This is a genomic window from Nocardia sp. BSTN01 (assembly GCF_015354405.1).
Classification (GTDB): Bacteria; Actinomycetota; Actinomycetes; order Mycobacteriales; family Mycobacteriaceae; genus Nocardia.
Genome location: NZ_JADKYP010000001.1, coordinates 137,268 through 153,295, shown reverse-complemented (window position 1 = coordinate 153,295; position 16,028 = coordinate 137,268). Strand labels below are relative to the sequence as shown.

The window sequence follows — 16,028 nt, the reverse complement described above, 5'->3', positions numbered from 1 at the left end:
GCCGCTACTCGCGCGGCGGCAGCAGGCGCCCGGTGAACCCGGCTGCCACCAGCCGGTCGTATGCGGCGCACACCCCCTCCGGAACCTCCTGCTCGATCGCCCAGCCCTCGGCCGCGTATCGCCACACGCGTTGCGTATCCCCCACCAGCATCGTGACGACCCGCTCCACATCGCCGATCCGCGCCACGTAATCGTCGAGCGATTCCGGTAGCGAACCGCACACCACCTCGACCTCCGGCCACCGCTTCCGGCAGGTCGCATAACTGCGCCGCTGTTGATACGGCCGGCAGATCAGCAGAACCGACCGCACGTCGCGACCGGTGTCACACAGCAACGCCCGCGAAAAGTCGATGTTCTCAGCGGTATTCGTGGCCCGAGGTTCGACCAGCACAGCGTCGTCCGGAACCCCCAGCGCGACAGCGTGTTCCCGATAGTGAACCGCTTCCCCGTCCGGAAACTCGGCAACCGTCGTGGGCGCATTGGCGCCGCTGAACACGATCGTCGAAAACATCCCCCGCCGAAACAGCTCGACCGCGTACGCCGCCACCCCGATGTCGTGGCTCCCCAGCCCGATCCCCACATCCACCGCCCGCACCTCATGACCCAGGAGGTTGTACTCCCACAGGGTGCGGACATCGGCGCGAAGGGAGTCGGGCCAAGTCCTCCAGCTCACAGCGACCTCCCGCGATCACTGGTCGAGATCATCGGGGAACAATCGGAATGCGCGGAAGCGATTCAGTGGACGCAGCACCCGAAAGTCCCTGCGATCCAACGTCAGGATGGCGTCGGTGTCGAAATCGGCAGCCAGCACGACACTGACCGCGTCGACGAGATCGAGATTCAGGCCCTCGTATGCGGCCCGCACCCGCAGGGCTGTTCGCAGGCGATCAGCGCCCACGTCGCCCAGCACGAGTCGTCCCGCCTCGATCCGATCGGCAAGCAACGCGACGATACGGTCGGCGATCTTCCTATCACCGCGAACACTGGCCACGTGGTGAACTTCCGTGAGCGCCAACTGGCTGGTCACCAATGTGCTCGCGGAATCGGCGGCACGCCGCACCGCGAAGTGTTCCGGATCCGAGCGATTGAACAACGCGAGGAGACCCGAGGTGTCGGCGACGACGATCATGCGGACCGATTCATCGCGCCCCGGATGTCCTCCTTGCGGATCGGGCCCCCCAAATCCACCGTGTCTTCCTCTTCGACGAACGCAACGTCCCAGCGCCGATGGGCCAGAAGATACATACGCACAGCATCACGGACGATCTCGCTCTTGGCGCGCCCCTCCTCCCGGGCCTGCGCGTCGAGCTCCGCTCCCTCATCCTCGGGAAACCGCATCGTCCATGCCATGCTCCGATGATACCAGGGTAGATACCACCCACTCGTCGGCTCCGGATGCACGAAGGCCCGCTTCCCGAACAGGGAAGCGGGCCTTCGTATTCGACTACACAGCCGGGGCCGGGAAGACTACTTCGCCTTCTCCAGGACCTCCACCAGCCGCCACCGCTTGGTGGCAGACAGCGGACGGGTCTCCATCAGCTGCACGCGGTCGCCGACACCGGCGATCTCGTTCTCGTCGTGCGCCTTCACCTTCGAGGTGGTGCGGATGATCTTGCCGTAAAGCGGGTGCTTCACACGATCTTCCAGCTCGACCACGATGGTCTTGTTCATCTTGTCGGAGACGACGTAGCCGATGCGCACCTTGCGCGAGCCACGCTCCTCCTGCTTGGCCGGCGTCTTGGCCGGGCCCTTTACGTCGCTCATGCGGCGTCTCCCTTGCCTTCAGGACCGGAGGCCAGGCCGAGCTCGCGCTCACGCATGACCGTGTAGATGCGCGCGATCTCGTGACGAACCACACGCAGGCGCCGGTTGTTCTGCAACTGGCCGGTCGCCATCTGGAAGCGCAGGTTGAACAGCTCTTCCTTCGATTCACGCAGGCGGGCGACGAGCTCGTCCTCGTTGAGCTCGCGCAGGTCTGCGGCCGGAGTTCCGGTAGCCATCAGAACTGCTCCTCCCTGGTCACGATCCTGCACTTCATCGGGAGCTTGTGCATCGCGCGGCGCAGCGCCTCACGAGCGGTCTCCTCGTTCGGGTAAGACATCTCGAACATCACGCGACCGGGCTTGACGTTCGCGACCCACCACTCCGGCGAACCCTTACCGGAACCCATGCGGGTTTCGGCCGGCTTCTTGGTCAGCGGGCGATCCGGGTAGATGTTGATCCAGATCTTGCCGCCACGACGGATGTGGCGGGTCATCGCGATACGCGCCGACTCGATCTGCCGGTTGGTGACGTATGCCGGCTCCAGAGCCTGGATGCCGAAGTCACCGAACGCCACCGAGGTGCCGCCCTTGGCCATACCGGTACGACGGGGGTGATGCTGCTTGCGGTGCTTGACCTTGCGGGGCATCAACATGGGTCAGCCCTCCTGATTCTCTGCCGGAGCCTCCGCCACCGCGGTGGCGGCCCGTCCGGCCTCAGTGCTGGTCGCGGTGGTACCGGCCGAACCGGACCGCCGCGGACGGCTCGGCCGCTCCCGGCGCTCGCGACGCTCGGGCTGCGCGGCGGCGGCGGTGACCTCACGCTTACCGCCGACGATGTCGCCCTTGTAGATCCACACCTTCACGCCGATGCGGCCGAAGGTGGTGCGAGCCTCGTACAGGCCGTAATCGATGTCGGCGCGCAGCGTGTGCAGCGGCACCCGACCCTCGCGGTAGAACTCCGAGCGCGACATTTCGGCGCCACCGAGGCGGCCCGAGCACTGCACTCGAATGCCCTTGACGTTCGGCGAACGCATGGCCGACTGGATGGCCTTGCGCATCGCGCGACGGAACGCCACACGGTTGGACAGCTGCTCGGCCACACCCTGGGCAACCAGCTGCGCATCCGACTCGGGGTTCTTGACCTCGAGGATGTTCAGCTGAACCTGCTTACCGGTGAGCTTCTCCAGCTCGGCGCGGATGCGGTCGGCCTCGGCGCCGCGACGGCCGATCACGATGCCCGGACGCGCGGTGTGGATGTCCACCCGGACGCGGTCACGAGTGCGCTCGATCTCGACCTTCGAGATGCCGGCCCGCTCCATACCCGTGCTCAGCAGCTTGCGGATCGCTACGTCTTCCTTGACGTATTCCTTGTACTGCTTGTCGGCGTACCAGCGGGACTTCCAATCGGTGGTGATACCGAGGCGGAAGCCGTGGGGGTTGATTTTCTGTCCCATTTACTTAGCCCCTCCCTTCCGGCGGCTACGAGCCGGGGCGGCGCTGGCGACGCTCTCGACCTCGATCGTGATGTGGCTGGTGCGCTTGCGGATCCGGAACGCGCGGCCCTGGGCACGCGGCTGGAAACGCTTCATGGTCGCGCCCTCGTCGACATACGCCGTCGAGATGACCAGGGTGTCGGGGTTCAGGCCGAAGTTGTTCTCGGCGTTCGCCGCGGCGCTGGCCACGACCTTGGCGACGGGTTCGCTGGCGGCCTGCGGCGCGAAGCGCAGGATGTTCAGCGCATCCTCGACCCGCTTGCCGCGGACCAGGTCCACGACGCGGCGAGCCTTCATCGGAGTGACGCGAACGTGCTTCGCGGTCGCGCGCGCGGTCGGATTCTGAAGCGTGGTGTCTTGTTCGCTCATCGCCGCTTGCTCTTCCGATCTTCCTTGACGTGGCTCCGGAACGTCCTGGTCGGCGCGAACTCACCGAGCTTGTGCCCGACCATGTTCTCCGAGACGAACACCGGCACGTGCTTGCGGCCGTCGTGGACCGAGAACGTGTGGCCGATGAAATCGGGGATGATGGTCGAACGACGCGACCAGGTCTTGATGACCTGCTTGGTGCCCTTCTCGTTCTGGACGTCCACCTTCTTGAGGAGGTGTTCGTCGACGAACGGGCCCTTCTTGAGGCTGCGTGGCATCTTTAACCTCCTCCTTAACGCTTCTTGCCGCGGCGGCGGACGATGAGCTTGTCGCTCGGACGGTTGGGCTTACGAGTACGGCCTTCGGGCTTACCCCAGGGCGAGACCGGGTGGCGACCACCGGAGGTCTTGCCCTCACCACCACCGTGCGGGTGGTCGACGGGGTTCATGACGACACCACGGACCGTGGGGCGGCGACCCTTCCAGCGCATACGGCCGGCCTTACCCCAGTTGATGTTCGACTGCTCGGCGTTGCCGACCTCGCCGACGGTGGCGCGGCAGCGCACGTCGACGCGGCGGATTTCACCGGAGGGCATACGCAGGACGGCGTAGGCGCCTTCCTTACCCAGCAGCTGGATGCTCATACCGGCGGCACGAGCCAGTTTGGCGCCACCGCCCGGACGCAGCTCCACCGCGTGGATGGTGGTACCGGTCGGGATCGAGCGCAGCGGCAGGTTGTTGCCGGGCTTGATGTCGGCGCCGGTGCCGGACTCGATCCGCGTGCCCTGGGCGATGCCCTTCGGCGCGATGATGTAGCGCTTCTCGCCGTCGGCGTAGTGCAGCAGGGCGATGTTGGCGGTGCGGTTCGGGTCGTACTCGATGTGAGCGACCTTGGCCGGGATGCCGTCCTTGTCCAACCGGCGGAAGTCGATCAGACGGTAGGCCCGCTTGTGACCGCCACCGCGATGACGGGTGGTGATCCGGCCGTGCGCGTTACGACCACCGGACTTGGTGAGCGGGCGCAGCAGCGACTTCTCGGGAGTGGACCGGGTGATCTCGGCGAAGTCCGAAACGGACGACCCGCGCCTACCCGGCGTAGTCGGCTTGTACTTACGGATTGCCATGAGTTCTTCTCTGCTTTCTGAAGATCCGACCGCCTAGGCGACCGGGCCTCCGAAGATCTCGATGGGCTTGCTGTCGGCCGAGATGGTCACGAGCGCGCGCTTGGTGCTCTTGCGCTGGCCGTAACCGAAGCGGGTCCGCTTGCGCTTGCCCTGACGGTTGGCAGTGTTGACGCTGGTGACCGTGACGCCGAAAACCTTCTCGACGGCGATCTTGATCTGCGTCTTGTTCGAGTCCGGGTGCACCAGGAAGGTGTAGGTGCCCTCTTCGATCAGCCCGTAGGACTTCTCGGAGATCACCGGCGCGAGCAGAATGTCGCGGGGGTCGGCGATGGTGGTCACTTGCTTTCCTCCTGTGCAGACTCGGCCGGGCCGTGCACGAACGCGTTGAGCGCCTCGACGCTGAACACGACGTCGTCGCTGAGCAGCACGTCGTAGGTGTTCAGCTGGTCCGGCGCGATCGGGTGCACACCCTGCAGGTTCGCCACGCTCTTCCACGCGGTGACATCTTCGCGGCCCACCACGACCAGAACCTTCTTGCGGTCCGACAGCTCGGCCAGGAAGTTCTTGGCGGCCTTGGTGGACGGCGTCTGGCCGGCGACCAGTTCGCTGATCACGTGGATGCGCTCGTTGCGGGCCCGGTCCGACAGGGCGCCACGCAGGGCGGCGGCCTTCATCTTCTTGGGCAGACGCTGCGAGTAGTCGCGCGGCTGCGGGCCGTGCACGGTGCCACCGCCGGTGAACTGCGGCGCACGGGTCGAACCCTGGCGGGCGCGGCCGGTGCCCTTCTGGCGGTACGGCTTCTTACCACCGCCGCGGACGTCGCCGCGGGTCTTGGTGGCGTGCGTGCCCTGGCGAGCCGCGGCCTGCTGGGCCACGACGACCTGGTGCATCAGCGCGATGTTGGCGGTCGCGTCGAAGATCTCCGCGGGGAGCTCGACGGTGCCGTTGGTCTTGCCGCCCGGCTCTTTCACCGGAAGCGTCAGGTTGGTCTTAGTGTCGGTGCTCATGCCCGGGCACCACCCTTCGCAGCACTCTTGACGATCACGATGCCACCCTTGCGGCCCGGGATCGCGCCCTTGATCAGCAGCAGGCCGTTCTCGGCGTCCACCTTGTGGACCGAGAGGTTCTGCGTGGTCACGCGGTCGTTACCCATCCGGCCGGCCATCCGCATGCCCTTGAACACGCGGCCCGGGGTGGAGCAACCACCGATGGAGCCCGGCCGGCGGTGCACGGCCTGCGCACCGTGGGCGGCGCCCTGACCCTTGAAGCCGTGACGCTTCATGACACCGGCGTAGCCCTTGCCCTTGCTGGTGCCGGTCACGTCGACGTAGGTGCCCTCTTCGAAGACATCGGCCGACAGTTCCTGGCCCACCTCGAACGAGGCGGCGTCGGCGACGCGGATCTCGGCGACGTGGCGACGCGGGGTGACACCGGCCTTGGCGAACTGCCCGGCGACGGGCTTGATCACCTTGCGCGGGTCGATCGCGCCGAAAGCGATCTGAACGGCGGAGTAGCCGTCGCGCTCCTCGGTGCGGATCTGGGTCACGACGTTCGGTCCGGCCTTGACGACGGTCACCGGAACGACGCGGTTCTTCTCGTCGAACACCTGGGTCATACCGAGCTTGGTGCCCAGGATGCCGGCCGCCGGCCTGTTCTTGTTGTCAGTCATATCTGCAATCCCCGTCACTGAATGTTGACGTCGACGCTGGCCGGCAGATCGATGCGCATGAGCGCGTCGACCGTCTTCGGCGTCGGGTCGAGGATGTCGATCAGCCGCTTGTGCGTGCGCATCTCGAAGTGCTCGCGCGAGTCCTTGTACTTGTGCGGCGAGCGGATGACGCAATACACGTTCTTCTCGGTCGGCAACGGCACCGGCCCGACGACGCGGGCACCGGTGCGGGTCACCGTCTCGACGATCTTGCGTGCAGACGCATCGATCGCCTCATGGTCGTAGGCCTTGAGCCTGATGCGGATCTTCTGTCCCGCCACGCTGAGTGTCCTTTTCTCCGCTTACGTTGTGACCCAGGAGCTTTCGCTCCCGAACCACCCTCATTTGCACAGCCCGAACACACGAAGACGCATCAGCCACCATCACGACCGGGGCGCACCCGATCCATCGCCGCTGTTCATCTGTCATGGTTCTTCCGGTCCACGCGGTCGGGCGTGTCGCCTCTCCGCTCATTCTTCGACCCCGGGCATACTTCACCTGCTGGGTCTCGAACTTCGTCCCGGACGTACCCGCGCCGGACTCGACGCCGATACTCAGTGGGTCCTGCTCACCTACCGGCGATGGACACACACCACCGCTGCAGGCAACCCGAACAGTATGCCCGAGGCCCCCCACCCACTCCAAATCGGGGGTCGTCCACTCCGGCGGACATGCCGCGGTCCTGGTCGGACGGTACCCGACCGGACCGCGGCGCGTCGAACTTACTCCAGAGTAAGATGCTGGCCATGACCACAGAGACCGCCACGTATCGCGGCTGGAAGAAGCTGCCCGACAACCGGCTCGGACATGCCCTGTTCTCGGTCGGCATGATCGCCCGCGTCCCCTACTTCGGCACCGTCGTCCCGAACGTCGTGCGGCTGGAGCCGGGATTGTGTGAGGTCACCGCGCCGAAATGGTTCGGGATCCACAACCATCTGGGCACCTTCCACGCGATCGCGGCCTGCAACCTGGCCGAAGTCGCGATGGGGATGCTGAGCGAGGCGACGGTGCCGACCACCCACCGCTGGATCCCCAAGGCGATGAACGTGCAGTACCTGGCCAAGGCCGAATCGGGGCTGCGCGCGGTCGCGAAACTCGACCGGATCCCGGATTTCGCGACCCTCACCGAAGGGACGGAAGTGGTCGTCCCGGTGTCGATCTACGACAAACACGGCGTCGAGGTCGTGCACGCCGACATCACCACCTGGGTGACGCCGAAGTAGCCGATCGGCCCGGCTCAGCAGGGCGGGGGCGGCGGCGCGCCGGCGACCGCGGCCGTGATCTCGGCGATCGCGCGCGGATTCGACAGCAGTTCGTTGTGGCTGACCGCCAGCGCCGGGCACCCGTCCTGGATCCAGATATTGCGGTTGTCGCCTTGCGGATCGGCCAGCAATGCGGTCTCCGCCGGGGTGATCACCTCGTCGGTGCGGCTCGCGATCGCGGTGTAGCGGATCCCCGGCTCGGTTTCGCCGTCGGCGTTGAGCCGGGTCAATGTCGGCGTGCCCGGAACCTGCTCGGCGCCCGCGGGACCGAAGACCTGGGCCGCGGTCTGCTCGCCGTCCATCCCGATGGCCCCGTAGAACGGGAACATCTTCGGCAGGCCTTCGAAGGTCGAACCCCGGTAGGGCGTGCCGACTGTGACCACGCTGTCCACTACGCCCGGATGGCGGCGCACATACTCCCGAATCTCTGTGCCGCCGGTCGAATGCCCCACCATCTCGACCTTCGGCGCCCCGGTCACCCCGCGCACCATGGCGACGAACGCGGCCAGTTGCACCGCTTGCGAGCCGATATCGGCCACGCCGTAGACGACGTTGCCCTGTACGGCCGCGGCGATCGGGCCCAATCCCGGCCAGCCGGCATCGGAGACACCGTTCAGTCCGAGCGTCGGCAGCGGTACCCGTCCCACATCGGCGGCGAAGACGCAGTAGCCCTGGCTGCGCAACGCGGGGGCCAGCGCGCCGAAGCTGCGCTGGGCATCGGTCGCCGCACCGTGCGCCAGGATCACCGGATAGGGCTTGTCACGGGTCGGACGACAGGAGAAATCGTTCGCGCCGGCCAGCGGCGGAACGTCCATCGCGAAGGCGTGCGCTCGCGGCGCGCGGCCGGCCGCGACGGCGATCAGCGCGCACAGGAGCACGGAGATCGTGGCGAACCGCACCGCACTCATGGCAGCCCAGGGTAGCGGAACGATTGCTCGCCGCCGTCCAGACACACCTGGGCGCCCGGTGACGAATCAGCGCCCTCAGCAGGGCGGGGGCGGCGTGCCCGCGACGGCGGCGGCGATTTCGGCGAGCGCGCGCGGATCCGACAGCATCGCGTCGTGGGCGACGACGAGGGTGGGGCATCCGTCCTGCAGCCAGATGTTTCGGTTGCCGCCCCGCGGATCGCTCAACAGGGCCGTCTCCGGCGGGGTGATGACCGTATCGTCGCGGCTGGCGATGGCGGTGTAGCGGATTCCCGGATGGGTCTCACCGTCGGCGTTCAACCGGTTCAGGGTCGGCGTTCCCGGCGCCTGTTCGGCTCCGGCGGGTCCGAAGACCTGCGCCGCAACCGCCGGCCCGTTCATGCCCAGCGCGCCGTAGAACGGGAACATCGCCGGCAGGCCGGCGAAGGTCGATCCGCGATAGGGCGTGCCGACGGTGACCACGCTCGCCACCTGCTCGGGGCGGTGGCGCACGAATTCACGAATATCCGTGCCGCCGGTGGAGTGGCCGACCATGACGACCTTCGCCGCTCCGGTCGCATCCAGGACCCGTGCGACGAAGGCACCCAATTCCATTGCCTGCGTGGCGATATCGGCCACGCCGTAGATTCCGTTGCCCTCCACCGCCGCGGCCGCCGGACCCAATCCCGCCCATTTCGGATCGGGCACACCGTTGGCGCCCAGATTCGACAATGGCAGTCGCCCCACATCGGCAGCGAAAACACAGAAGCCGAGCCGGTGCAATTGCGGTGCGAGTACGGCGAAGCTGCGCCCGGCGTCGGTGGCTGCGCCGTGGGCCAGAATCACCGGATAGGGCTTGTCCGCGGTGGTCCGGCAGCCGAAATCGTTGGCGCCCGGCAAATACGGCACTTCGGCCGGGAAGGCCGCGGCCTGGGGCGCACGGGCGCCGGCCCAGGCGATCAACGCCCCCAGGACCAGCGCGAGTATCGCGCGCGCAGTGGGATTGCGATCGCCGCGCATCGGTTACAGTCCCAGGCCCGAGGCCAGCACCGGCCACGATTTCTTCAGGTCGTCCTGCCAGTAACCCCAGGAGTGCGTGCCGGTCGGCCGGAAGTCATAGGTGGCGGGGATGTTCAGCGAGTCCAGCCGTGCCTGCATGTTGTGGGCGCAGTAGTTCGTCGCCGATTCGATGATGCCGCCGAGCGCGAGCTGATTGGCGTAACCCCATTCCCCGGGCAGTGAGTATTCGCCGTTCAAGGTGTCGTAGGGCCCGGGCAGTCCGCTCCCGTTCGCGATATAGATGGCCTTGCCGCGCAGGCCCTCCGCGTGCACGTAGGGATCGTTGCCGACCCAGTCCGGATCGCCGGGCGGTCCCCACATGTTCTCGGCATTGCCCCATCCCCACGTCTCGACCGTGAGCCGGACGAATTCCTGTCCGACCGGATCGGAGGTCTGCGCGCATCCGCTGTAGGAGCCGACCGCGGAGAACAGGTCCCCGGTAGTCGCCGCGAGCGCCAAGGTCGTGGTGGCCGACATCGAATAGCCGGCAATTCCGTTGCGGCCGTTGGCATCCAGATACGTGTTCAGAAGCGGCGGCAGTTCCCGCGTCAGGAAAGTGCGCCACTTGTTGTGACCCAGGTGCGGATCGTCGCGCTGCCAGTCGGCGTAATAGCTGAACATGCCACCGATCGGCGTCACCACGTTGACGTTCTTGTCGGCGAGGAATTTCAGCGCATCGGTTTTCGTCGCCCAGGTCGAGCCGTCGAGACCGCCGCCGGCGCCGAGCAACAGATACAGCACCGGACGCGGGGCGCTCGTATCGGCGGCCCGCTGCACCTGCACTTCGATGTCCTGTCCCATCGCCGCGGAGTGCACGAACAACGACTGATGGCGCGGATCGTCGGTGCGGACCCGGACGATCGCCGAGTCCGAGCCGGTCGGACCGGGCGCCGGCGCGGGATCGGCCGCACCGTTCCCCTGGCACATCAGCAGGGCGGCGGCGGCCACCACCGCCGTACTCATCATCCGCAGCATGGATCTGTGCCGCGGAGCCCGCCCCGTGTCTCGAAACCTTCGCATATCGTTCTCCCTGGCCACCAGCAATCGGCGAGCACCCCCCGACGGCGCCCGTGGTCTCAGGTTATGAACTGCCCCAACGCATTTCACGACGCGAATTGCTACGCCACGAGTTTTCGGGGCGTAACGTCCACGGCCTGCGCGGCGATGCGGGGCCGGGCTGGGAGAATGCAGCCATGAGTGCGCAGGATGTCCGTCGAGCCGATCTGTGCGTGGTCGGGCTCGGGCCGACCGGCCGTGCCGTCGCTCACCGCGCGATGCGGGCGGGGCTCGACGTCGTGGCGGTGGATCCGCGGCCCGAGCGGCTGTGGCCGCCGACCTTCTCCTGCTGGGTCGACGAACTTCCCGCGTGGCTGCCGCACAGCGCGATCGCCCAGCGCATCGAGGCGCCCACCGTCTGGACGCAGACGCCGCATCGAATCGACAGGCCGTACTGCGTACTCTCCAAGCCCGGGCTACGCGACGCGCTCCCTCTGGACGATGCCACCGTCCTGGCTGGTCGCGCTACCTCTGTCGACGCTCATCGCGTCGAATTGCAGGACGGCGGCACCGTCACCGCCGCCGCGGTGGTCGATACCCGCGGTCTGGCTTCGCCCGGGTCCCGGCGCACCGCCAGCGCGCACGGCATCTTCGTCGATGCCGACCGGGCGGCGCCGATGATCGCCGATGGTGAAGGGCTGCTGCTGGATTGGCGCGACGAGAACGGCGCCGGCCCGGACGAGCCGCCCTCGTTCCTGTACGCGGTCCCGCTCGGCGACGGCACGGTGATCTTCGAGGAGACCAGTCTCGGCCTGCGCGGCGGCATGCCGCAGCACGAACTGCGCCGGCGCACCCTGCATCGGCTCGCCGCGCACGGCGTCCGGCTGCGCGGTGACGAACCGTCCGAGGCCGCGCACTATCCGCTGAATCAGCCGCCCCCGCCGATGCGCGGCTCGCTGCGCGGCAACGATCCGGTGCCGTTCGGCTCCCGCGGCGGCATGATGCATCCGTGCACCGGCTACAGCGTCGCCGATTCGCTGGCCCTGGTCGACACGCTGGTCGACGCGGTGCGCACGGGCGCCGATCCGGTCGCGGCGCTGTGGCCGTGGCAGGCGCGGCTGGTGTATTGGATGCGGATGCGCGGCGTCTACGGCTTGGGGCGGCTGACGACCGCGCAATCGATCTCGATGTTCGAGGCCTTCTTCACCGCCTCCCCGCGCCAGCAGCGCGCGCTGCTGTCCGCGCACGACGACTATGCGGCGCTCGGGGCGGTGCTGTTCATGACGGTGTCGCGGACCTGGCCGTTTCGCTGGCGATACGACCTGGTCGGCTGGGCGAATCGCAACCGCTGGGTGGGCTACGAGTATCCGGCGGCGACCTCGGATCCGGTGCTCGACGCGACGCTCGACCCGGCCCTTCCGGAGGACGAGAGCGCGGGCGGCTAGCCACCCGGGCACCGGCGCCGTCGAGCGCGCTCGGTGACCGACGGTGCGGCCGCCCCCGGCCCGAACACCACCCCACGCCGGCGCCGTCGAGAGATGCTGCGGCGCAGCGCTCACGGAAGCCGCCGGTTCGACCGGGGCGTCCTAGTGCGCGAATACCGCCTTGCGCTTGCCCAGCATCGCGGCGGCGCCCTCGGCGAAATCGGGTCCGCGCAGCAACTCCGCCTGTCCGGCCTTCTCGGCGGCGAGCGCCTCGTCCAGCGACGTCAGGGCGGCCCGGTTGAGGGTGCGCTTGGTGAGTTCGAGAGCGCGGCGCGGGCCGTGCGCGAGCTTGGCGGCGACCGCCTCGACCTTCGCATCGAGTTCGTCGACGGGCAGGACCCCGGCCAGCAGGCCGCGCCGATAGGCCTCGGTGACCGGCAGCCGCTCGCCGAGCAGCGCCAGCTCCGCCGCCAGCGCCCGCCCGGATGCGGCGGCCACCAGCGCGGCGGCGCCCCCGTCGGGCATCAGGCCGATGTTGATGAAGGCCTGCAGCAGATAGGCCTCCTCACTCGCATAGGTGAAATCGGCGGAAAGCGCCAGCGCCACACCGATTCCCGCGGCGGCACCGCGCACCCGAGCGATCACCGGCACCGGCGCGTCGATGATCGAACGGATCATCCGGTTCGCGCCGTCCATGGTTATCTCGGGGGTGATACCCCGCTCCTTCTCGGCGGCCGCCGCGGCCAGATCGGCGCCGGTACAGAAATCACCGCCCGCCCCGGTCAGCACGACCACGCGGATCGACGGATCCGCGGCCACGCTGCCCAGCGTGTCACCGAGGGCGATCATCGCGTCGTAGCTGAGGGCGTTCTTGCGGCCGGGATTGTCGATGGTCACCCGCAAAACGCGATCGTCCCGCACGATGGTGAGGCCGGGGGTGTGGTCGCGATCGCTCATGGTTACTCCCAGGTGGTCCGCCGCCGGTGGCGACGAGACGAGAATGATGGTTAACTTTGCGAATTGTGGTTAACTTATGTTGACTTGTCCGGCGCTGTCAACCAATCGGCGCCGTCGACGAGCCGAAACGCAGAAGGAGAGGTGTATGGTCGCGGATCGCAGCGAGGCCGGGCTCGCATCCGCGCGACCGGGTACCACCACGACGCCCCGTCGTCGGCCGAAGGATCGCAAGGCACAGATCGTGCGGGTCGCCGCCCGCGCCTTCAGTGAACGCGGCTATCACCCGGTCGGCGTGGACGAGATCGCCGCCGAGGTGGGCATCTCGGGTCCGGCGCTGTACCGCCACTTCGCCAACAAGTACGCGCTGCTGGTGGCCGCCGCCGAGGTCGGTGCCCAGCAACTGCTCGACGCCGCCAAGGCCGCCGACGCTCCCGGACTCGATCCGAAATCTCGATTCACCGCGCTGATCCGCGCCCTGGCCGAGCACACCATCGATGTGCGCCGCGAGGGCGGGTTGTACCGCTGGGAGCGCCGCTACCTCGAGCGCGAGGACCGCGCGCGCATCCGGGTGATCTACGACGAACTGCAGGATCTGATCGAATCCGCGGTCGCCGCGCTGCGGCCGGAGGCATCGCCCGCCGACGTGGAACTGATCGCGACCGGCATGCTGGGCGTGATCGGCAGCATCACCGCGCACCGCACCGCTCTGTCCAACGCGCGGCTCACCGATCTGATTCTCGATATGTGCTGGTCGCTCTTGCATACCGAGCTGCCGCCGCTGCCCGACCCCGCGGCCACCGGGGCGCCGGTGCGCGGGCTGCCGCTGAGTTCCAAACGCGAACAGCTGCTCACCGAGGCGATCCGCATCTTCGGCCGCCAGGGCTATCACGAGGCCAGTATCGAGGAGATCGGCGCGGCGGTCGGTATCAACGCGTCCAGCGTGTACCGCTACTTCGCGAGTAAATCCGATCTGCTGGCGGCCGCGTTCCACCGCACCGGGGAACGTCTCGCGATCGCGAATTCCGAGGCACTGGCGGAGGCCACCAGCCGCTCCGATGCAGCGCTGCGCATCGCGGCGCGGTTCGCGCGGCTGACCTTCTCGACGCCGGAGATTCTGCCGGTCTATTTCGCCGAATTCTCGAATCTCCCCGCGACCGAGCAGCAGAAGCTGCGTTCGGTGCAGCGGCAGAACGTGCTCGAGTGGGCGCATCTGCTCGACGACGACCCGGCCGAGGCGCGCTGCCGCGTCCATGCGGCCATCGCGCAGGTGGTCGACGTCGGGCGGCGCGTGCGCTTCGAGAATCGTCCGGAACATGTCGCCCGGGTGTGCGCATTGATGGAAGCGGTGCTGCTGGGTTGGAATTCAGCGCCGGAGGCGGCGCAGGGCGAACAGCTCGAGGCATAGCGGCGGCACTCGAGCCGGCCGCGACTAGAACCGGCTGTGGCGGATCCGGAAGATCGCCCGCGTCAACCGCAGATGGCGCGGGTGCCGGTCGAAACTCGACAGATCCACCGGCGCGCGATAGCGCTTCTCCGCGATCGCCAGGGTGCGGCTGAATTCGCGCAATCCGGCCTCGCCGTGCGTATGCCCCTGCCCGTACTCGCCGACCCCGCCGAAGGGCAGGGCCGGGTTGGCGGCGTAGGCCATGGTCGAATTCACCGTCACCACACCGGTTCTGATGCGTTCGGCGAAGTCGGCGACACCCCGCACGTCGCGGGTGAACACCGAGACCGCCAGGCCTTGATCGGCGGCGTTGATGCGATCGATCGCCTCGTCGATATTCGCCACCCGATTGACGATCAGCACCGGCCCGACCGCCTCCGCGGTGATCGCCTGACTGTCCTCGGGCACATCGGTCAGCACGATCGGCTCGATATACGGTTCGCGGATCGATTCCAGGCCGCCCACCACGGCCCGCCCGCCGCGCGCGATCGCATCCTTGACCTGCCGGCGGACCACGTCGACCTGGGCATCCATGATCATCGGACCGTAGGAGGCCTTGCGATCGCCGCCGGGCCGCAGCGCACGCGCCTGCGCGACGACCCTTTCCAGGAACGGTTCGTAGACCGAATCCGCGACATAGGCCCGCTGGATACCGGCCGGGCTCTGCCCCGCGTTGGACATGGCGCCGAACACCGCGGCCTCTGCCGCGGTGTCGAGTTTGGCGTCGACGTGCACGATCATCGTGCCTTTGCCGGCCTTCTCGACCACGACGGGTGTGAGGGTGGGCGCGCACAGTTCGATCACCTCGCGCGCACCGGCCTCGGAGCCGGCGTAGGCGATCTTGTCGACCCGGGCGCGGCACAGCTCGGCGCTGGTCACGCTGGTCCCGGTGATCGCCTGCAGGACAGGCTTGTTCGGCGCCAGCGCCGCCCAGCTGTCGGCCAGCCAGATACCGACACCCGGGGTGAGCTCGCTGGGCTTGAACACCACCGCGTTGCCGGCGGCCATCGCGTACGCGATCGAGCCCATCGGAGTGAAGACCGGATTGTTCGGCGAGCCGAGCACCCCGACCACGCCCAGCGGCAGATAGCCCACCGAGGCCCGCTGATTGCGGGTGAGCCAGGTCGAGGCGAGTTTGCTTCGCCCCAAGAGTTTTTCGGCGTTGCGCGCGGCCCAGTTCAGATGTTCCACGGCGAGCATGATCTCGATCGCGGCGTCGACGCGCGGCTTACCCGATTCGGTGCAGATCAGTTCGGCCAGTTCGCCGGCATTGCGGGCGATACTGCGCTTCCATTCCAGCAGCCAGCGTTTGCGCCCGGCGAATCCGATTGCCGCCCACCAGGTCTCGGCCGATCGAGCGGCGCGCACGACCTCGGTGACCGCGGCCGCGTCCATGATCGGATATTCGCCGATGAGCTCGCCGGTGCGTGGATCGTGGGACTTCAGCATCTCGGCCATTGGCCACCCTCTCGCCGGCGGAGACCTCGGCAGTCGTTCGACGTGTGCACCAGCAGCGGGCGGGCGA

The 16,028-nt window shown here is 67.8% G+C and carries 22 protein-coding genes; 3 read left to right on the top strand and 19 right to left on the bottom strand.

From position 1 onward, the window contains the following. Nucleotides 1-4 precede the first annotated feature (4 nt). The 14 genes from IRT45_RS00635 to rpsJ form a co-directional block, all read right to left on the bottom strand. On the bottom strand, nucleotides 5-673 hold the full coding sequence (locus IRT45_RS00635) for a YdcF family protein (protein WP_194803922.1): 669 nt from the start codon (nucleotides 671-673) through the stop codon (nucleotides 5-7). Between the two features lie 15 nt (nucleotides 674-688). Beyond that, complete coding sequence (locus IRT45_RS00630; protein WP_194803921.1) at nucleotides 689-1,129, bottom strand: type II toxin-antitoxin system VapC family toxin; 441 nt, start codon at nucleotides 1,127-1,129, stop codon at nucleotides 689-691. After that, complete coding sequence (locus IRT45_RS00625) at nucleotides 1,126-1,350, bottom strand: CopG family transcriptional regulator (RefSeq protein WP_194803920.1); 225 nt, start codon at nucleotides 1,348-1,350, stop codon at nucleotides 1,126-1,128. Before IRT45_RS00625 ends, IRT45_RS00630 begins: the two co-directional genes overlap by 4 nt. 117 nt (nucleotides 1,351-1,467) lie before the next feature. Then, nucleotides 1,468-1,764 (bottom strand): 30S ribosomal protein S17, encoded by a 297-nt coding sequence (rpsQ, locus tag IRT45_RS00620; RefSeq protein ID WP_039776446.1) that lies wholly within the window; start codon nucleotides 1,762-1,764, stop codon nucleotides 1,468-1,470. Further along, nucleotides 1,761-2,000 (bottom strand): 50S ribosomal protein L29, encoded by a 240-nt coding sequence (gene rpmC, locus IRT45_RS00615; protein WP_025347181.1) that lies wholly within the window; start codon nucleotides 1,998-2,000, stop codon nucleotides 1,761-1,763. The genes rpsQ and rpmC overlap by 4 nt, the downstream gene beginning before the upstream one ends. After that, nucleotides 2,000-2,416, bottom strand: coding sequence for a 50S ribosomal protein L16 (rplP, locus tag IRT45_RS00610; protein WP_030513364.1), 417 nt, complete (start codon nucleotides 2,414-2,416; stop codon nucleotides 2,000-2,002). Before rplP ends, rpmC begins: the two co-directional genes overlap by 1 nt. Before the next feature lie 3 nt (nucleotides 2,417-2,419). After that, a complete protein-coding gene (gene rpsC, locus IRT45_RS00605; RefSeq protein WP_039776445.1) occupies nucleotides 2,420-3,217 on the bottom strand; it encodes a 30S ribosomal protein S3 in 798 nt (265 codons plus the stop codon). Continuing rightward, nucleotides 3,218-3,625 carry a 50S ribosomal protein L22 gene (rplV, locus tag IRT45_RS00600; RefSeq protein ID WP_025347178.1) on the bottom strand — a complete coding sequence of 136 codons (408 nt, stop codon included), beginning with the start codon at nucleotides 3,623-3,625 and terminating at the stop codon, nucleotides 3,218-3,220. Next, the gene (gene rpsS / locus IRT45_RS00595; RefSeq protein ID WP_030513362.1) at nucleotides 3,622-3,903 is read right to left on the bottom strand and encodes a 30S ribosomal protein S19; all 282 of its coding nucleotides are present in this window, start codon (nucleotides 3,901-3,903) and stop codon (nucleotides 3,622-3,624) included. Before rpsS ends, rplV begins: the two co-directional genes overlap by 4 nt. Nucleotides 3,904-3,917: 14 nt before the next feature. Further along, nucleotides 3,918-4,748 (bottom strand): 50S ribosomal protein L2, encoded by an 831-nt coding sequence (gene rplB, locus IRT45_RS00590; protein ID WP_036498168.1) that lies wholly within the window; start codon nucleotides 4,746-4,748, stop codon nucleotides 3,918-3,920. A 33-nt stretch (nucleotides 4,749-4,781) separates the two neighbouring features. After that, the gene (gene rplW / locus IRT45_RS00585) at nucleotides 4,782-5,087 is read right to left on the bottom strand and encodes a 50S ribosomal protein L23 (protein WP_025347175.1); all 306 of its coding nucleotides are present in this window, start codon (nucleotides 5,085-5,087) and stop codon (nucleotides 4,782-4,784) included. Further along, entirely contained in the window at nucleotides 5,084-5,755 is a 672-nt protein-coding gene (gene rplD, locus IRT45_RS00580) for a 50S ribosomal protein L4 (protein WP_036498167.1), read from the bottom strand. Before rplD ends, rplW begins: the two co-directional genes overlap by 4 nt. Next, a complete protein-coding gene (rplC, locus tag IRT45_RS00575) occupies nucleotides 5,752-6,417 on the bottom strand; it encodes a 50S ribosomal protein L3 (protein WP_194803919.1) in 666 nt (221 codons plus the stop codon). Before rplC ends, rplD begins: the two co-directional genes overlap by 4 nt. Nucleotides 6,418-6,431: 14 nt before the next feature. Continuing rightward, on the bottom strand, nucleotides 6,432-6,737 hold the full coding sequence (gene rpsJ / locus IRT45_RS00570) for a 30S ribosomal protein S10 (RefSeq protein ID WP_003938093.1): 306 nt from the start codon (nucleotides 6,735-6,737) through the stop codon (nucleotides 6,432-6,434). A gap of 465 nt (nucleotides 6,738-7,202) precedes the next feature. Here rpsJ and IRT45_RS00565 point away from each other — a divergent pair, with 465 nt between their 5' ends. Continuing rightward, complete coding sequence (locus tag IRT45_RS00565) at nucleotides 7,203-7,679, top strand: hotdog fold domain-containing protein (protein WP_063018211.1); 477 nt, start codon at nucleotides 7,203-7,205, stop codon at nucleotides 7,677-7,679. Nucleotides 7,680-7,693: 14 nt separating this feature from the next. Here IRT45_RS00565 and IRT45_RS00560 read toward each other — a convergent pair whose 3' ends face one another. From IRT45_RS00560 to IRT45_RS00550, 3 genes are all read right to left on the bottom strand, one after another. Beyond that, nucleotides 7,694-8,626 carry a triacylglycerol lipase gene (locus IRT45_RS00560; RefSeq protein WP_228533223.1) on the bottom strand — a complete coding sequence of 311 codons (933 nt, stop codon included), beginning with the start codon at nucleotides 8,624-8,626 and terminating at the stop codon, nucleotides 7,694-7,696. Between the two features lie 75 nt (nucleotides 8,627-8,701). After that, complete coding sequence (locus IRT45_RS00555; RefSeq protein ID WP_194803918.1) at nucleotides 8,702-9,643, bottom strand: triacylglycerol lipase; 942 nt, start codon at nucleotides 9,641-9,643, stop codon at nucleotides 8,702-8,704. Nucleotides 9,644-9,646: 3 nt separating this feature from the next. Then, the gene (locus tag IRT45_RS00550) at nucleotides 9,647-10,645 is read right to left on the bottom strand and encodes an alpha/beta hydrolase family protein (RefSeq protein WP_228533221.1); all 999 of its coding nucleotides are present in this window, start codon (nucleotides 10,643-10,645) and stop codon (nucleotides 9,647-9,649) included. 230 nt (nucleotides 10,646-10,875) lie between these two features. Here IRT45_RS00550 and IRT45_RS00545 point away from each other — a divergent pair, with 230 nt between their 5' ends. Further along, nucleotides 10,876-12,123, top strand: a complete 1,248-nt coding sequence (locus tag IRT45_RS00545; RefSeq protein ID WP_194803917.1) for a lycopene cyclase family protein — start codon at nucleotides 10,876-10,878, stop codon at nucleotides 12,121-12,123. Between the two features lie 141 nt (nucleotides 12,124-12,264). On the opposite strand, the gene IRT45_RS00540 is transcribed toward IRT45_RS00545, so the two are convergent. Beyond that, nucleotides 12,265-13,059, bottom strand: coding sequence for an enoyl-CoA hydratase (locus IRT45_RS00540; protein WP_194803916.1), 795 nt, complete (start codon nucleotides 13,057-13,059; stop codon nucleotides 12,265-12,267). 145 nt (nucleotides 13,060-13,204) lie between these two features. On the opposite strand from IRT45_RS00540, the gene IRT45_RS00535 reads away from it, so the two are divergent. Then, the gene (locus tag IRT45_RS00535) at nucleotides 13,205-14,464 is read left to right on the top strand and encodes a TetR/AcrR family transcriptional regulator (RefSeq protein WP_194803915.1); all 1,260 of its coding nucleotides are present in this window, start codon (nucleotides 13,205-13,207) and stop codon (nucleotides 14,462-14,464) included. A gap of 24 nt (nucleotides 14,465-14,488) precedes the next feature. Here the strand turns inward: IRT45_RS00535 and IRT45_RS00530 are convergent, their stop codons facing one another. Continuing rightward, entirely contained in the window at nucleotides 14,489-15,952 is a 1,464-nt protein-coding gene (locus IRT45_RS00530) for an aldehyde dehydrogenase family protein (protein ID WP_194804082.1), read from the bottom strand. Nucleotides 15,953-16,028 lie beyond the last annotated feature (76 nt).

Excerpts from the sequence above, each read along its gene's own strand:
- IRT45_RS00540 (WP_194803916.1), bottom strand. The coding sequence starts at position 13,059 with ATGAGCGATCGCGACCACACCCCCGGCCTCACCATCGTGCGGGACGAT.
- rplV (WP_025347178.1), bottom strand. The coding sequence starts at position 3,625 with ATGAGCGAACAAGACACCACGCTTCAGAATCCGACCGCGCGCGCGACC.
- rplC (WP_194803919.1), bottom strand. The coding sequence starts at position 6,417 with ATGACTGACAACAAGAACAGGCCGGCGGCCGGCATCCTGGGCACCAAG.
- rplB (WP_036498168.1), bottom strand. The coding sequence starts at position 4,748 with ATGGCAATCCGTAAGTACAAGCCGACTACGCCGGGTAGGCGCGGGTCG.
- IRT45_RS00530 (WP_194804082.1), bottom strand. The coding sequence starts at position 15,952 with ATGCTGAAGTCCCACGATCCACGCACCGGCGAGCTCATCGGCGAATAT.
- IRT45_RS00535 (WP_194803915.1), top strand. The coding sequence starts at position 13,205 with ATGGTCGCGGATCGCAGCGAGGCCGGGCTCGCATCCGCGCGACCGGGT.
- IRT45_RS00565 (WP_063018211.1), top strand. The coding sequence starts at position 7,203 with ATGACCACAGAGACCGCCACGTATCGCGGCTGGAAGAAGCTGCCCGAC.
- rpsQ (WP_039776446.1), bottom strand. The coding sequence starts at position 1,764 with ATGAGCGACGTAAAGGGCCCGGCCAAGACGCCGGCCAAGCAGGAGGAG.
- rpsC (WP_039776445.1), bottom strand. The coding sequence starts at position 3,217 with ATGGGACAGAAAATCAACCCCCACGGCTTCCGCCTCGGTATCACCACC.
- rpmC (WP_025347181.1), bottom strand. The coding sequence starts at position 2,000 with ATGGCTACCGGAACTCCGGCCGCAGACCTGCGCGAGCTCAACGAGGAC.
- rplP (WP_030513364.1), bottom strand. The coding sequence starts at position 2,416 with ATGTTGATGCCCCGCAAGGTCAAGCACCGCAAGCAGCATCACCCCCGT.
- IRT45_RS00550 (WP_228533221.1), bottom strand. The coding sequence starts at position 10,645 with ATGAGTACGGCGGTGGTGGCCGCCGCCGCCCTGCTGATGTGCCAGGGG.
- IRT45_RS00625 (WP_194803920.1), bottom strand. The coding sequence starts at position 1,350 with ATGGCATGGACGATGCGGTTTCCCGAGGATGAGGGAGCGGAGCTCGAC.
- IRT45_RS00555 (WP_194803918.1), bottom strand. The coding sequence starts at position 9,643 with ATGCGCGGCGATCGCAATCCCACTGCGCGCGCGATACTCGCGCTGGTC.
- rpsS (WP_030513362.1), bottom strand. The coding sequence starts at position 3,903 with ATGCCACGCAGCCTCAAGAAGGGCCCGTTCGTCGACGAACACCTCCTC.
- IRT45_RS00630 (WP_194803921.1), bottom strand. The coding sequence starts at position 1,129 with ATGATCGTCGTCGCCGACACCTCGGGTCTCCTCGCGTTGTTCAATCGC.
- IRT45_RS00545 (WP_194803917.1), top strand. The coding sequence starts at position 10,876 with ATGAGTGCGCAGGATGTCCGTCGAGCCGATCTGTGCGTGGTCGGGCTC.
- rplD (WP_036498167.1), bottom strand. The coding sequence starts at position 5,755 with ATGAGCACCGACACTAAGACCAACCTGACGCTTCCGGTGAAAGAGCCG.
- IRT45_RS00560 (WP_228533223.1), bottom strand. The coding sequence starts at position 8,626 with ATGAGTGCGGTGCGGTTCGCCACGATCTCCGTGCTCCTGTGCGCGCTG.